The 14731-nt window shown below is 72.0% G+C and carries 12 protein-coding genes; 4 read left to right on the plus strand and 8 right to left on the minus strand.

Annotation, left to right across the window (positions count from 1 at the left end; translation table 11 throughout):
• Positions 1-14: 14 nt before the first annotated feature.
• From ACQ0O7_RS24660 to ACQ0O7_RS24680, 5 genes are all read right to left on the minus strand, one after another.
• Entirely contained in the window at positions 15-944 is a 930-nt protein-coding gene (locus tag ACQ0O7_RS24660; protein ID WP_430784686.1) for a TIGR03619 family F420-dependent LLM class oxidoreductase, read from the minus strand.
• A 163-nt stretch (positions 945-1107) separates the two neighbouring features.
• Positions 1108-2499 carry a hypothetical protein gene (locus ACQ0O7_RS24665; RefSeq protein ID WP_430784688.1) on the minus strand — a complete coding sequence of 464 codons (1392 nt, stop codon included), beginning with the start codon at positions 2497-2499 and terminating at the stop codon, positions 1108-1110.
• Complete coding sequence (locus ACQ0O7_RS24670) at positions 2496-3818, minus strand: CHAT domain-containing protein (protein ID WP_430784690.1); 1323 nt, start codon at positions 3816-3818, stop codon at positions 2496-2498. Before ACQ0O7_RS24670 ends, ACQ0O7_RS24665 begins: the two co-directional genes overlap by 4 nt.
• Positions 3815-5032, minus strand: a complete 1218-nt coding sequence (locus ACQ0O7_RS24675) for a hypothetical protein (protein WP_430784692.1) — start codon at positions 5030-5032, stop codon at positions 3815-3817. The genes ACQ0O7_RS24670 and ACQ0O7_RS24675 overlap by 4 nt, the downstream gene beginning before the upstream one ends.
• A gap of 4 nt (positions 5033-5036) precedes the next feature.
• Positions 5037-6359, minus strand: coding sequence for an alpha/beta fold hydrolase (locus ACQ0O7_RS24680; protein WP_430784694.1), 1323 nt, complete (start codon positions 6357-6359; stop codon positions 5037-5039).
• 116 nt (positions 6360-6475) lie between these two features.
• Between ACQ0O7_RS24680 and ACQ0O7_RS24685 the strand changes: the two genes are divergently transcribed.
• Positions 6476-7111 (plus strand): TetR family transcriptional regulator C-terminal domain-containing protein, encoded by a 636-nt coding sequence (locus ACQ0O7_RS24685; RefSeq protein WP_430784696.1) that lies wholly within the window; start codon positions 6476-6478, stop codon positions 7109-7111.
• Positions 7108-7560, plus strand: a complete 453-nt coding sequence (locus ACQ0O7_RS24690; RefSeq protein WP_430784698.1) for an acyl-CoA thioesterase — start codon at positions 7108-7110, stop codon at positions 7558-7560. The genes ACQ0O7_RS24685 and ACQ0O7_RS24690 overlap by 4 nt, the downstream gene beginning before the upstream one ends.
• A 1230-nt stretch (positions 7561-8790) precedes the next feature.
• On the opposite strand, the gene ACQ0O7_RS24695 is transcribed toward ACQ0O7_RS24690, so the two are convergent.
• From ACQ0O7_RS24695 to ACQ0O7_RS24705, 3 genes are read right to left on the minus strand one after another with little or no spacing between them, the layout of a single operon-like run.
• Positions 8791-9636 (minus strand): geranyl diphosphate 2-C-methyltransferase, encoded by an 846-nt coding sequence (locus ACQ0O7_RS24695; protein WP_430784700.1) that lies wholly within the window; start codon positions 9634-9636, stop codon positions 8791-8793.
• A 1-nt stretch (position 9637) separates the two neighbouring features.
• The gene (locus ACQ0O7_RS24700; protein WP_430784702.1) at positions 9638-10696 is read right to left on the minus strand and encodes a family 2 encapsulin nanocompartment cargo protein terpene cyclase; all 1059 of its coding nucleotides are present in this window, start codon (positions 10694-10696) and stop codon (positions 9638-9640) included.
• Positions 10696-12108 carry a family 2B encapsulin nanocompartment shell protein gene (locus ACQ0O7_RS24705; protein ID WP_430784704.1) on the minus strand — a complete coding sequence of 471 codons (1413 nt, stop codon included), beginning with the start codon at positions 12106-12108 and terminating at the stop codon, positions 10696-10698. The genes ACQ0O7_RS24700 and ACQ0O7_RS24705 overlap by 1 nt, the downstream gene beginning before the upstream one ends.
• A 105-nt stretch (positions 12109-12213) precedes the next feature.
• Between ACQ0O7_RS24705 and ispH the strand changes: the two genes are divergently transcribed.
• Complete coding sequence (gene ispH, locus ACQ0O7_RS24710; RefSeq protein WP_430784706.1) at positions 12214-13125, plus strand: 4-hydroxy-3-methylbut-2-enyl diphosphate reductase; 912 nt, start codon at positions 12214-12216, stop codon at positions 13123-13125.
• A gap of 211 nt (positions 13126-13336) precedes the next feature.
• A complete protein-coding gene (locus tag ACQ0O7_RS24715) occupies positions 13337-14701 on the plus strand; it encodes a dihydrolipoyl dehydrogenase family protein (RefSeq protein WP_430784708.1) in 1365 nt (454 codons plus the stop codon).
• The last annotated feature ends 30 nt before the right edge of the window (positions 14702-14731 follow it).

The raw sequence follows: 14731 nt of genomic DNA on the forward strand, positions 1-14731 counted from the left end.
CCGCCACACGGAGCCTAGAGGTTCGCGCGTACCCGCTGATGGAACTCGGCGGCCCGGTCGATCAGCTCCTTCACCGAGTCGGTGGCGGCGGGCAGCGTGATGTAGACGTGGTCGGCGCCCGCCTCGGCCAGCGCCACCACGTCGCCGGCCAGCTGGGTGACGTCACCGGCGTACGGCGGGCGCGGGGTCTCGGCCGACGTGGTCAGGTCCATGGTGCCGATCTGCACCGTGCAGCTCACCGTCGCCGGATCGCGGCCGGCCTCCTCGGCCAGCCGGCGGATGTGCGCCAGCTTGCGCCGCACCATGTCCGGCGTGGTGGCGCTGGCCAGCCAGCCGTCGCCGCGCCGGGCCACCCGGGCCAGGGCCTTCTTGCCGGCGCCGCCGAGCAGCACCGGGATGCGGCGGGCCGGTTTGGGCCCGATCTCCGCGGCGCCGACCCGGTAGCGGGAGGTCGCGAAACCCACCGGATCCGGCCCCCACACCGCGGCGGCGATGTCCAGGAAGTCGTCCAGGGCCCGGCCGCGCCCGGTCAGCGGGACGGCGCCGGTGGCCGCGAACTCGTCCGGGGACCAGCCGGTGCCCAGCCCGGCGAGCACCCGGCCGCCGCTGGCCGCGTCCAGGGTGGCGAGCTGCCGGGCCAGCCGCATCGGCAGGTGCAGCGGCACCACCAGGACGCCGGTGCCCAGTTCGATCCGGTCCGTCACGGCGGCCGCCATCGACAGGGTGACCAGCGCGTCGGTCACCCCGCTGTAGCGGTCCGGCCAGGCCAGGCCGGGAACCCCGTAGAGCCCGTGCGGACCGCTCTGGTCCTCGGGGACGAGCACCCGCTCGAACACCCACAGACTGTCGTAGCCGATCTCCTCCATCGCCCGGGCCGCGGCGACGACGTCCGCGCCGGGCGTGAAATGACGGAATTGCGGCAGGCTGATGCCGAGTTTCACCATGACAAGAACAATTCCATTTCGTACGGTCGGCGAACAGCCCTCGTGAGTCCGCGCGAGGCCGGCGATGGGCCCGGACCGGGCCGCGACCGCCGGGCGTGAGCGCGGGGAGACGCCCTACCGCCCCGCTTCGGGCCAGCCCGCTTCGGGCCGGGCCACCGCCGGATCAGCCGGCTTCCGGCAGAGCCACCGCCGGATCAGCCGTTCTCGGCAGGGCCACCGCTGGATCGCCCAGCACCACCAGCGCCCGCCGGTCCAGGAACCGCAGCCGGGCCCGCAGCGCGTCGTCCGGGTGCGCCTGCCCGGCCAGCACCCGGGGCCGCAGGTCGTGGTGGGCGGCGGCCTCCGCCCCGGCCCGCAGCTGATAGTCCCGGAACGCCCAGCCCACCGGCCGCCCCAGCAGCAGCTCGTCGTAGAGGGCCGGAATCAGGTCCCCGGTCAGCGCGTGCCGGGTCGGCTCGTCCCGCAGCGTCCAGTCGAAGGTCGGCTCGACGTGCCCGACGAACGCCCGCGCCGGCCGGGCCGCGGACAGCAGCGCCACCGGGAACGGCGCCACCAGCCCACCCAGCCCGGCCACCTCGGTGACCATCCGGTCCAGTGCCGAACCCGGCTCGAACACCCCGGCGAACGAGGTCCGCGCGTCGGCCCCGGCCCCGCAGCAGGCGTGCGCGTACCAGACCGCCCCGTCCGGCTGCCAGCCCCGCAACAGGACCGCCGGATCGATCTCGGTGTGGTCGCCGTCGACCAGCCAGCCCAGCCGCTCCCGGTCCGGCGCGCCCACCGGCCCGGCGAACCCGTGGCTCGTGGTCACCACCAGGTCCGGCCGCCCCTCGGCGAGTGCGGTGGCCAGCACCGCTCCGGTGGCCGCCGGACCCCGGTGGTAGGTCACCCCGACATCCGGGTCGGCGCCGTACCGCTGATGGGCCGGTTCGGCGATCACCCGCCGCATCAGGTCGGTGATGTCGGTGGGGGAGTGCGCGGTCGACCACATCACCACCTCGGCCCGCCCCGGCGCCGGAGCCGCCCACGCGGTGCCGAGCAGCCGGACGTAGCGCTCCAGGGCGTCCCCGGCCAGCGGCAACCGGCCCGGCCGCAGCCGCGGGTCGACACCGAGCGTGTACTGCAGCGACCACGGCAGCACCGCCGGATCACCCCACAGCATCAGGAAGACCGGGATCGCACCGGGCGCCACCCCGCGCGGTGTGCCACCGATCGGGATGTGCTCCGGCTCGCCGAACCCGGCGTAGTAGCGCAGCAGCACCCCCGGCTCGTCCGGCCGCCAGCGCAGCACCGGCGCCGGCCCCCGATCGGCGACCAGCTGCCGCAGGCACTCCGGGGCGTCCCGGGCCGCCGCCCGGTCGGCGCTGGTGCCCACGTCGGTGTCCGGCAGCACCAGCCCCCAGCCGACGCCGGGATGCCGCCAGTCCCACGGGTCGGCGAGCGGCGGGGCGGCCGGCCGGATCGGCCGGGCCACCTCGCCCATGCCCCAGCGGTGCGCCACCGCCCCGAACGGCGCCTCGGCCGGCGATCCCCGCCACGCGTTCCCGCTGACGATCACGGTCGTCCTTCCGGATACAGCAGATCCAGCGACGGCCGGCGCATCTCGCCGGCCATCCCGGGCAGCAGATTCCCGGCCCGCTCCAGGCCGTCGACGAACGACAGCGCCGCCACCTGCGCGTCCACCGCCGCGTCATCCAGGTCACCGGTCGGCCGGCCCCGGATCCTCATCGCACCGGCGGCCAGGTAGAGCACCGGCAGGGTCCACTCCCGCTGCCGGCCGGCCACGTCCCGGACCGCGCCGATCCGGGTGCACAGCGCGCTGCGCGGGCCGGTCAGCACCCGCGCCCAGTCCAGTTCGGCCGGCGTCCGGCCGGTCCCGGCGACGGTGGCCAGCCGGTCCACGACCGCGTGGTACAGATCGGCGCAGAACTCGCCGGCCATGTCCACACTCACCGGCCGGCGCATGCCCAGGGCGGCCGGGAGACCGGACCGTACGACCGCCGCCGCGATCGACCCCAGCGTCTCGCCGGGCGCCGCGCTCTCGCAGCAGTTCAGCGTGGTCAGCCAGGGGGCCAGACCGGCCGGGCGGGCGAGTTCGGCGAGGTGGCCGGCGGTGAGTTCGAGGGTGGCCAGTTCCTGCTGCGAGATCAGCAGCCGGGGCCCGGCGGCGGTGCCGTGACAGAAGATGTGCAACAGCTGCGGGCGCAACATCCGGAGCCGTTCGATCAGCGCCGCCGCGCTCGCCGGCACCAGCTCGGCCGTCCAGCCCGGCGCGGCCTCCTCGTCCAGCTTCGCCTTCATCGCGAAACTGCTGGTGATCACGGTCGCCTCGACCGGCAGTCCCGGATGCCCGGCGACCGCCGCGCGCAGCGCCTCCAACTGCGGCCCGCCGTCCTCACCCTCGGCGGCCAGGATCGCCACCAGGCGCACCGCCCGGGTCATCGTGAACGGGCCGGGCGGCTCGACGGCGCCGGCTGGCGACCGGGCGATGGTCCAGCGCGGGTCCAGCCCGGGGAACATTCGCAGCGGCTCGTCCCAGAGCGTCTCGAACGGCACCGCCTCGACCGCCGGATCCCCGATCACGAACCGCACCGCCCGTACCCCGCCGATGCCCGCGGCCCCGGCGAACGCCTCGGTCAGCGCGTGCCGGACCGGATCAGCCGTCGCCAGCTTGCCGCGCAGCAGTGTCCCGACCGCGTGTACCGTCTCGGCGGCGCCCGCCGGCTGCGGCCCCCACGGCACCCGGTCCAGCGCGTCGATGACCGCCTGCTCGTCCGCCGCGCACCGCCAGACCCGCGACACCCCCGAACCGGCCAGCCCGAAAGTGATCATCCCGTCGGCGTCCAGCACCGCGGTGAACTCGATCTCCACGTTCATCCCGGCCCGCCGGTCGCCCGGAGCAACGCGTCCAGCCTGCTCTTCACGATCGCCAGCCCGGCCCGGGCGTCGGGTGGGCCGGCGGCCAGTTGTGCCTCCAGTTCGCGGATCTGCCGCTGGGCTCCGGCCAGCCCGCCGTCGTCCACCCCGGCGCCGGAGTCCACCAGCCCGGTCGACTCGTAGTCCGGCCACGGGAAGCCACCGGCCGGCCCCAGCATCGGCCCGAACCGTTCGGGGTGAACGCGCGTCGACAGCCTGGTGGTGCGTACCGGGAAAGGAGCCGGCGGGCCGAGTAACAGCTGGTAGGCGGTGAGAAGATCGTCGGCCGGAGAGACGGCACGGTGAAGGACGGTGGCCGCGGACCGGATGGTGGCGATCCGATGGCAGAGCAACCGTAGACCGGCGACCGAGTAGTTGGCGCGGACGGCGGTGCCGATCAGGGCGCCAGCACCGATGGCGGTCATCGCCGTCTCGAGCTGCCGAGGCCAGATGAAGCGGGCACTGGCCGTGTCGAAGTTGCTGACCGGCGACTCGGCGGTGGCGAAGGCCCCCTGGTCGGGGCCCAGGTAGCCGTGCCCGATCAGGTGCAGAACGTCGGCGCTGCGCCGGCCGAGGGCTCCGGTGATCCAGTCCAGCCACGGGCGGTCGACCGGCTCGTGGACGGTGAGGTGATCACCGAACCGGTCCCGCATCCCGCCGACGAGGCCCGCGTCGGTGAAGACGTGGACCTCCGTCGGCATACCCATCGCGAGGACGGCGGTGCGGACCATGTCCTGGGCCGGGAAGGACGTCTTGGCCCGGGGCATGGTCACCCACAGCGCCACCCGAGGGTTCCGGGGTGCCCAGGCCGGTGCGGTGGTGTGGGCCGGCAGCCGGAGGACCGGAATCCCCAGCCGGCGCAGGCCGTACTCCCAGTCGATGGCCGGCAGTAACGGATGCTCCTCGGACAGGTCCAGCCAGAGCGCCTGATCGCCGCCGGCCCGGGAGGCCCGGATCCAGTCCACGATCGGCCGGAACCCGCGCGGCCGCCCGAAGTTCGGTGTCGCGCGACCTCCGTCGACCGGCAGGCCGATCTGCCGCGCCGGGAAGTCCCACCGCCACCGCGGGCCACGGCCGGAGCGGCTCAACTCGCAGCGCACTCGGGGTGGGCCGGGCCGGTCCCGGTACCCGATCCGCAGCACGGTCAGCCCGGACCGGCTCCACGGCTCGGTCACGGCGTCAGGCCGAGGCCAGGTTGTAGAGGGCCCACGCGGTGGCCTCCTGGATGATGTCGCTGTGCCCGGTGATGACCGGATGACTCTCCAGTGCCAGGATCTCCGGGCCGGTCAGCTGGTAGCGGCCGTCGGCCGGGCGGCGGATCGGCACGTTCAGCACGCCCGGGGCGGCCTGCGGGCCCCAGCCGCCCATCGCGGCGAACCTGCTGGGCGGGGTCTCCAGGCCGGCCGCCCCGATGTTCCGGTCGCCGGCGTCACCGGCCCGGCGCACGGCCAGGTGGAACAGCTGGCGCAACGGTACGTCCCTCCGGGTCCAGGTGACGACGACGGGCAGTTCGCAGCGGGCCAGGGCGGGACGGTAGCCGCCGGGCGCGCCGGAGCCCGGCAGTCTCCCGGCGAAGGCCAGGTAGGAGAGCGCGGGCTGGAGCAGCAGCACCGACCGTACCGGCCGGGGGAGTGGTCCGCCGCAGAGTCCGGAGAGAACGACCCGGCAGCCGTACGAGTGACCGACCAGGTGCACCCGCGCACCGCTTCCGCCGAGTAGCGCGGCCAGCAGCCGGTTCACACCGTGCGCGCCGACCGTACCGGCGCGGTCCTTCATCAGCAGGACCGTGCCGAGACGGATGATGTTGCGCGGATCGAGGAACCCGGGCAGCCCGGCCGCGGTCGGCCCGGCACCGCTCGCCACGGCGCCTCCGCCGCCCGGCCCGCTGATGATCTCCGGCCCGGACTCCTCGGCGTCGAGCTGTTCCCGCAGCTCACGCCAGAGCCGCAGGATCGCCTCCGGATCATCGTCCGGATCAGGATCTTCCAGATCCGCGTCGGTACGCCGGTAGAGCGGCCGTAACAACTCGGCGAACCGCCGCGCCCGGTCACCACTCAGGCTCGGCTCCTGGGCCAGCGCGTACAGCTCGGCCCGATCCCCGCCGACCTCGTCGGCCAGCGCCTCCAAGCCCGCCGTGTCCGGCCGGTCCGTCATGTCGGCGGCCATCGACGGCCCCTCGTGCTCGGGCATCGCGATGCTCGGCCAGAAGATCCCCACGAACAGCGGACGTGCCCCCGGCCGGACCGGCCCGTGCCGGGTGACGACCCGGCCGAACTCGGTCATGAAGTTCCGGTAGAACCGCAGCGCGCCGTCCCAGTCGTTGTTCCACCCGTGGGAGAACACGTACACGTCGGTGGCGTCCGCGGCGGCACGGACCAGGTCCCGTTCGGTGAGCGGCGCCATCGAGGCGCCGGACCTGTCGAACGGGACCACGTATGACGGCACCGCCACTCCGGCGATCGACATCGTCTCGAGCGGGCCGATGGGCAGAGTCCCGGGCATACCGCTGACCCTATGAGGCCGGGGTGGCGTACATAAGCGCTGGTAAGAGTGATTCTTTGGCTTGATGTGACGGGGACTATATTTACGAACGGTCGGTCGTTTTGTAGGTTCGTGCCATGACCCGGGACGGCAGACTGATCCGCGGCGAACGCACCCGTGGCGCGGTCCTCGAGCAGGCTCTCCCGCTCGCCACCGTGTCCGGGCTCGACGGGCTGTCGCTCAGCCAGGTCGCCGACGCGCTCGGGGTCAGCAAGTCCGGCCTGTTCGCGCACTGGCGTTCCAAGGAGGCCCTGCAACTCGCCGTCATCGACCAGGCCCGCACCCAGTGGACCGAGCGGGTCATCCGCCCCGCCCTCACCGCCCCGGCCGGGGTGCGCCGGCTGTGGGCGGTGCACCTGAGCCGGCTCGCCTTCTACGAGGCACGAGTGCTGCCCGGCGGCTGCTTCTTCGCCAACGCGCACTTCGAGTTCAACGCCCGCCCCGGCGTCATCCGCGACCGGCTGGCCACCGAGCAGACCGACTGGATGACCTTCCTCACCGGCCTGGCCACCGAAGCGGTCACCCGCGGCGAACTGCGCCCCGGCACCGACGCCGGAGTGCTCGCCTACCAGACCGAGGCCCTCGGCGTCTGCGCCGTCATGCAGGCGCCGGTCCTCGGCCCCGAGACCACCTACCGGCACGCGCGCCGTGCCCTGCACGACCACCTGCGCGCCGTCACCACCGACCCGACGATCCTCCCGGAGCAGCCATGAGCACCACCGCCACCACCACACCCGACGTCACGTACGGCGACGTGGTGCACACCCCCGTCCACTTCGACGACCTCGACGCCATGGGCGTGCTGCACAACTCCCGCTACGCGGTCCTCGTCGAACGCGCCGTCGGCAAATGGTGGGCCGCCCGGGGCGTGACCTTCACCGGCGGCAAGCCGACGTCCCCCGACGCGTTCAACGTGGTCCGCGAATACGGCATCACCTTCCACGTCCCGGTGACCCGCATCGGCGACATCGCGGTCCACTTCTGGCTGGAGAAACTGGGCACCACCAGCGCCGACTACCGCTTCCGGGTGACCTCCCCGGACGGCACGGTGATCCACGCCGACGGCCGCCGGGTCAACGTCCGCCTGGACCCGTCCACGATGCGCCCGGTCCCGTGGACCGCCGACGCCCGAGCCACAGCGTCCCCCTTGCTGAAGCCCTGACCCCACCAACCCCACAGCCTCAGGCCGGCTAGCGGCTTCAGGCCGGCTAGCCATCAGGCCTGCTTGCGGCTTCAGGCCGGCCCGTTCCCCCAGATCGGCCCGTTCCCCCAGGTCAGCACGTTCCCCGGGTCGGCCCGCTCTCTCAGGCTGGCCCGTTCCCTCAGGCTGGCCCGTTCCCCCAGGTCAGCACGTTCCCCAGGCCGGCCCGCTCCCTGAGGCTGGCCCGGCGCCCCTCCTGCCGCCCGCCTGTCCGGTGCCCCTCCTGCCGCCCGCCTGTCCGCTGTGGGACTTCGGTCGCCGCGCTCGGCCCCGAGCCCAGGTTCGCGTGGAGACTTGCGGTGCGTCCAGCACCGGAGATCACCACACTGGCGGGGCGCCCGCGGCTCGGTTGGCAGCATCTCCGTCCAAAAGCTGGCCAGATAGCAACGCCTTGAGCGGCCATTCCCAGATCGGTGATCATCGCGACGATCCCAGAGCAGTGGTCATCTCGACGAGCAAGCAGAGGCCGTTCATGTTTGGGCGCCTGCCATCGCCGGATCTTGGTCGACTCACTACCGTTTCGAGGCTTCTTCTGGGCTGCCGGCCCGCCCCGGTCAATTCCCCGCGCGAGTGTCCGCCATCCGGCCCCCGCCCTGGCAGATCTTGGAGGATTTACCACCGAATAAGGTGGTAAATCCTCCAAGATCTCGGCTGGACGGGTTGCCCGCGCCAGGGATTGACCGCAAGTGATCAGGCAGGTGAGAACAAGACTCTTTCCGGTGGTGAATCCCGCGAGATCTGGCCAGGGCAGGGCGGGAAACGGACATTCGCGCGAGGAGTCGGCCTTGCGCGGGGCGGCCGCCGGGAAGTAGGGCTCGGAATCGGTGGTTGGCCGGCCGGAGGTCCGCTGGTAAAGCCGCTGAGTCGTCAGAGGGCCGCTGGTAAAGCTGCTGGGAGTGGCCGGAGGGCTGCTGGTAAAGCCGCCGAGTCGTCAGAGGGCCGCTGGTAAAGCTGCTGGGAGTCGCCAGAAGGCCGCTGGGAGGTCGCTGAGAGGTCGGAGTTCGGCGGGGCGGGAGGTCTGGAGAGGCTTCGGTGACCACCGCGATTTTCGGTGACCACCGCATTCGGCCCGGCGGTCGCGGGTCGGTCCGGGGTGGCGGCGGCCTCGCGTGGTCGATGCGGGGCTATTCGTCGGGCGTACCGAAAAATGGGTGGCCCGGGCGCGGGGAGAGACGCGCCCGGGGGCGGTGATCAGATTCGGTCTGCGGCGATGAGGAGGTAGTGGAAGCTGCCCTCCTGGTAGGCGGTCAGGAAGGCCTCCTCGATGCCGGTGGCGACCTCGGATTCGGCGCGGAGCTGCCAGTACGGGATGGTCGCCTCGGTCAGGTCGACCACGTTGATCGGGACCAGGTTGTTGGCGGCCAGGGCTTTGAAGTAGTCGCTGCGCGGGTGGATGTCGCACGTGTAGTGCTCGTTGATCTTGCTGACTGCCTTGGAGCGGCGGCCGGCCAGGTCGTTGGCGCAGCCGGTGATGCAGACGTAGCGGCCGCCGAACTTGAGCAGGCGGGAGAATTCGCCGAACAGTTTCTGCAGGTCGACATACATGGTGGTCTCGTTGGTCCAGATCGCCTGGCGGCTGTCGGACTCCAGCTTCGTGTCCAGCATGTTGCGGAAGTGGAAGCGGACCCGGTCGCTGATGCCGCGGCGGGCGGCCTGCTCGTTGGCGAAGCCGACCTGGTATTCGGAGATCGAGACGCCGTCCACCTCGCAGCCGAAACGCTTGTTGGCCATGATGCTGGTGCCACCCCGGCCGGAGCCGCCGTCGAGGATCATGTCGGTGGGCTGAATCGGTCCCAGGTGGTCGAGCAGCAGGTCGGCCTGGGCGGATTCGAGACGGTGCAACTCGGCGATGAGGCGCTTCTCGCGGGTCTCGGCGGGGCCGTCCAGGACCGACGGGTCGTACGGGCCGACCCCGTAGTGGTGGTGGTAGAGATCGTCGACCTCGCCGAGGCGCAGGTTCACCGGGTCGTTCTGGTTGGTGTTCCAGTAGTTCGCGACGGACTTCTCGAAGTCGGTGCGGAGGATCGTGCTGGTCATCTCAACTCCCGTTGGTCTTGTTGTAACGTCCGGTGGTCGCGTGCCACCGGCGGCTGCCGCCCACCCAGGCCCAGGTGTCGGCGAGGAACCGCCGCAGGCTCGGGGAGCCGACGGCGCTGAGCCGGGTGGCCAGCTCGACGTAGGTGTGCATCAGCTCGTTGTGGATCTCGACGGTCTTGGCGACGGCCTGTTCGTGGGTCAGGCCCTCCTCCCGGGCGAGCACCCGGGGCAGGTTGTGGTCGTCGTCCGATTCGGCCGGGCCGGAGTGCAGGTCGTTGACGAGCACGGCGGCGTTGCCGGCGGTGGTGAAGGCCCGGCGTACCTCCGGGTGGTAGAACTCGTGCGCCGGCAGCTCGTAGCCGGCCAGCACGTCGATCAGGATCATCGGCGGCAGGTAGCTGTTGAGGTGCCGCTGCACCAGGTACTCCCACACCGGGGGCTTGCGCCGGTTGACGTGCCAGTCCGCCTCCTGCGTCCACGCCAGGAAGAGGATCGCCATCTGGTGCTGGAACCGGCCCAGCTGGGCGGTGGTGGTGTAGCGGGTGAGGTGTTCGACGGCCGACCGGAACGCCTCCGAGATCGGCTGCATCCGGTGGTATTCGTCCATGTCGGCGGCGTACCGCGGCACCATCCGGGCCGGGTCGACGGTGTGCAGCAGCCGGGCCAGCCGGGAGCCCACCACGCGCGGGTCGGCGCCCAGTTCGATCTCGTCGACGTAGTAGTCGTCGGTGGCCCATTCGGCGACCAGGCATTTGGTGGCCATCAGCAGCCGGTCCGGGTCGTTGCAGGCCGGGTGGGCGAGCATCATGTAGCGGCCGAACCCGTACGACCGCAGCTTGTCCAATCTGCCATCATAAATCCCGACATGTCGTGCCCACTCGACCACCATGTCGTCCACCAGGTCACCGAGACCGGGGTCATCCCGGATCGCGTCCGGGCAGAAGAGCTGATCATCGGGGTGTCGAGGCTGGAACGCCCGCAATGCCGACATCCCCAGCCCGGGCACCAGACTGCGCAGATCGGGCGGCGGCGCGAACCGGACATCACCGAGGACCGACATCAGTGCGACAGCTCGACGTGATCGAGGATGCCGAGCGCGTCCGGCACCAGCACCGCCGCCGAATAATAGGCGCTGACCAGGTACGACATGATCGCCTGCTCGCTGATGCCCATGAACCGCACGTTGAGTCCGGGCTGGTACTCGTCCGGGATCCCGGTCTGGTGCAGCCCGATCACACCCTGGTTCGACTCACCGATCCGCATCGCCATGATCGACGTGGTGTGCGTGTGGCTGATCGGGATCTTGCCGCTGGGCAGGATCGGCACACCCCGCCAGGACGGTACGGTGTGGCCGTCCATGCTGACCGTCGGCGGATAGATGCCCCGCTTGGTGCACTCCCGCCCGAACGCGGCGATGGCCTGCGGGTGGGCCAGGAAGAACGCGGTGCTGCGCCGCATGCTGAGCAGCTCGTCGAAGTCGTCGGGGGTGGGCGGGCCGCCCCGGGTGTGGATGCGCTGCCGCAGGTCGGCGTTGTGCAGCAGGCCGAACTCACGGTTGTTGATGAGCTCGTACTCCTGGCGTTCGCGCAGCGCCTCGACGGTCAGGCGGAGCTGCTGCTCCATCTGGTTCATCGGCTCGTTGTAGAGGTCGGCTACCCGGGTGTGCACGCGCAGGACGGTCTGCGCGACGCTCAGCTCGTACTCGCGGGGACTGGTCTCGTAGTCGACGTAGGTGCCGGCCAGGACGGGTTCACCGGAGTGCCCGGCGGCGACCGCGATCTCCGCCTCGCCGTGCTTGTTCTGCGGCTTGCGGCTCTTGTCCCGGAACCCGTCGACGTGCCGGCTCAGGGTCTCGCTGCGTTCGACCAGTTCGGAGAAGGCGGAGCGGGGCAGTTCCAGCATGGTCACCGCGGTCATCGCCTTGGCGGTGTACTCCCAGATCGACTCGTCGGCGACCAGCACCCGTTCACCGAACTTCTCGCCGTCGGCGAGCACCCCGATGCTGACCGGGTCGCCGTACGCGCCGACCCCGACCTTGTCCACCTTGCCGTGCGCGATCAGGTACAGGTTCTCGGCGACCGAACCGAACTCGACGATCACCTGGCCGGGCTCGTACTCGCGCTGGACGAACCGGTCGGCGATCCCGGCCAGCAGCTCTTCGTCGTCGATGCCGGCGAGCACCGCGATCTCGCGCAGTTCGGCCGGGACGACGTGCACGGCCGCGCCGGTGTTGGTGAAGGTGAGCCGGCCGTCGCCGAGCCGGTAGGTCATCCGCCGGTTCACCCGGTAGGTGCCGCCGCCGACCTGGACCCAGGGCAGCTTGCGCAGCAGCCACCGGGAGGAGATCTCCTGCATCTGCGGGACGGACTTGGTGGTGTGCGCCAGGTTCCGGGCGGCGGCGGTGCTGAGGCTCTGCCGTTGCTGGTGGTCCTGTTGCTCTCTGGTCTCAACAGGCTTAACTGAACTAGTCACGTTTCATCCTTAATGAGGCTTCCGTCTAGCCCGTTTTATCCCAGGTCAAGCCTTGTTTCCCGGTTTTTGCAGATAACTGAAGTCTTCGACCTAAGCTCCGAGATCATGGAAGTCCTGCTCGCCGCTCCCCGCTCGTTCTGCGCCGGAGTCGAACGCGCCGTCGACATGGTCGACCAGGCCCTGAGCCTGCACGGTCCACCCGTCTACGTGCGCCGCCAGATCGTCCACAACGCCCACGTGGTGGCCGGCCTGGAAGCCCGTGGCGTGATCTTCGTCGACGAACTGGACACCGTTCCGGACGGCGCGGTCGTCGTCTTCTCCGCCCACGGTGTGGCCCCCGCGGTCCGCGCCGAGGCCGCCCGCCGGAATCTCGACGTGATCGACGCGACCTGCCCACTGGTGGCCAAGGTGCACGCCGAGGCCCGCCGGTTCGCGAACCGCGGCGACACCGTCCTGCTCATCGGTCATGCCGGGCACGACGAGGTGGAGGGCACCCTCGGCCAGGTGCCGGGCATCCACCTGGTCGAGGACGTGGCGTCGGCCGGTGCGCTGGAGGTGTCCGGCGAACGGATCTCCTACCTCACCCAGACCACGCTCGCCGCCGACGAGACCCGCGAGATCATCGGCACGCTGAAATCCCGGTATCCCGGCATCTCCGGACCCGACGACATCTGCTACGCCACCACCAACCGCCAGGAGGCGGTGATCGCCATCGCCGAGGCCTGCGATCTGGTCCTGGTGGTCGGCTCGGCGAACTCGTCCAACTCGGTCCGCCTGGTCGAGGTGGCCCGCCGCCACGGCGCCCCCGCCCACCTGATCGAGGACGCCGGCGAGATCCGCCCGGAGTGGCTGGAGGGCGTGGCCACGGTGGGCCTGACCGCCGGCGCCTCCGCACCGCCGCACCTGGTCGACGAGGTGATCACCGCCTTGCGCCCGGACCGGGTCACCGAACACCGCGTCACCGAGGAGACCGTCACCTTCATGTTGCCGCCGACGTTACGGTCCGCGCCCGTTTGACAGCCTTTCCGGTACGCCACACCCAACGGTCCCGTGACCACCGCGCGACGTCCGCGGTGGCCCGGACCGCCCGGCGACCGCCGGGCGAATGCGGTGGTCCCGGTTCGTGTGCCGGTCAACGGCTCGAATCGAGCCGTTGACCGGCACACGATCTGACCTCGGCCACCGGCTCGGGTGCGCCCCGCGGAGCGGGACCGGGCAGCATGTCCCCATGCGAACTTTCGACGTGGTGGTGATCGGGGCCGGACCCGGCGGCGAGGTGGCGGCCGGCCGGCTCGCCGAGGCCGGGCTGGACGTGGCGATCGTGGAGGCGGACAAGGTCGGCGGGGAGTGCTCGTACTACGCGTGCATCCCGTCGAAGGCCCTGCTCCGGCCGGGCGCCTTGCTGGCCGAGGCGCAGCGGACCGCCGGCGTCGCCGGTGCGGTGACCGGCCCGCTCGACGTGCCGGCCGTGCTGCGGCACCGGGACGAGCTGATCGGCGGGCTCGACGACGCGGGCCAGCTGCCCTGGCTGGAGTCCCGTGGGGTGCACCTGATCCGGGGCCGGGGCCGCCTGGCCGGGGACCGGCGGGTGGCGGTCGGCGACGAGATCATCGAGGTCCGGCGGGCGGTGATCCTGGCCGGCGGCTCCAGCGCGGCGATCCCGGACATCGACGGGCTGGCCGGCGCCCGCCCGTGGACCAACCGGGAGGTGACCACCGCGGGGGAGGTCCCCGAGTCGCTGATCGTGATCGGCGCCGGTGTGGTCGGCGTGGAGATGAGCCAGGCCTGGCAGTCGCTGGGCAGCCGGGTCACCCTGATCGCGAGCGCCAGCGGGCTGCTGCCCCGGGAGGAGGACTTCGCCGGGCAGCAGGTCGGCGACGCGCTGCGGGCCCGCGGTGTGGACGTCCGGCAGGGGCAGCGGGCGGTGCGGGTCCAGCGCGACGACGACGGCCGGGTGACCGTGACCCTGGAAGGCGGCGACACGGTCACCGCGGCCGAGGTGCTGGTGGCGGCCGGCCGCCGGCCGAACTCGGCGGACCTGGGCCTGGAGACGTCCGGGTTCGTGAAGGTGGACGAGCGGATGCGGGTGCCCGGCAGCGACTGGCTCTACGCGATCGGCGACCTGAACGGGCGGGCCCTGTTCACCCACATGGCCAAGTACCAGGCGCTGGTCGCGGCGGCCGACGTGCTGGGCACGCCGATCGCGGCGGAGCACCCGGCGGACGGCCCCGGCGCCCCCCGGGTGATCTTCACCGACCCGCAGGTGGCGGCGGCCGGGCACACCACCGCCACCGCGGCGGCGGCCGGCCTGCGGGTGCGGGCGGTCGACGTGCCGACCGACGGCAACGCGGGCGGCTCGTTCACCGGGGGCTCCGGCGGCACCGCGCGGTTCCTGGTCGACGAGGACCGGGGTGTGCTGGCCGGGTTCACCGTCACCGGCGCCGAGGTGGCCGACTTCCTGCACGCGGCCACCATCGCGATCGTCGGGGAGGTGCCGCTGTCCCGGTTGCGGCACGCGGTCCCGGCCTTCCCGACCCGCAGCGAACTGTGGCTGGGCCTCTTCGCCGAGCTGGACCGCACCGCCACTTCCTGACCCACGCCGCCGGCGCCGGTCCTGTGCCCG

Origin of the sequence: Actinoplanes sp. G11-F43 (assembly GCF_050589265.1) — a bacterium.
Taxonomy (GTDB): domain Bacteria; phylum Actinomycetota; class Actinomycetes; order Mycobacteriales; family Micromonosporaceae; genus Actinoplanes.

Excerpts from the sequence above, each read along its gene's own strand:
- ACQ0O7_RS24690 (WP_430784698.1), top strand. The coding sequence starts at position 7,108 with ATGAGCACCACCGCCACCACCACACCCGACGTCACGTACGGCGACGTG.
- ACQ0O7_RS24695 (WP_430784700.1), bottom strand. The coding sequence starts at position 9,636 with ATGACCAGCACGATCCTCCGCACCGACTTCGAGAAGTCCGTCGCGAAC.
- ACQ0O7_RS24680 (WP_430784694.1), bottom strand. The coding sequence starts at position 6,359 with ATGCCCGGGACTCTGCCCATCGGCCCGCTCGAGACGATGTCGATCGCC.
- ACQ0O7_RS24685 (WP_430784696.1), top strand. The coding sequence starts at position 6,476 with ATGACCCGGGACGGCAGACTGATCCGCGGCGAACGCACCCGTGGCGCG.
- ACQ0O7_RS24670 (WP_430784690.1), bottom strand. The coding sequence starts at position 3,818 with ATGAACGTGGAGATCGAGTTCACCGCGGTGCTGGACGCCGACGGGATG.
- ACQ0O7_RS24660 (WP_430784686.1), bottom strand. The coding sequence starts at position 944 with ATGGTGAAACTCGGCATCAGCCTGCCGCAATTCCGTCATTTCACGCCC.
- ACQ0O7_RS24700 (WP_430784702.1), bottom strand. The coding sequence starts at position 10,696 with ATGTCGGTCCTCGGTGATGTCCGGTTCGCGCCGCCGCCCGATCTGCGC.
- ACQ0O7_RS24715 (WP_430784708.1), top strand. The coding sequence starts at position 13,337 with ATGCGAACTTTCGACGTGGTGGTGATCGGGGCCGGACCCGGCGGCGAG.
- ispH (WP_430784706.1), top strand. The coding sequence starts at position 12,214 with ATGGAAGTCCTGCTCGCCGCTCCCCGCTCGTTCTGCGCCGGAGTCGAA.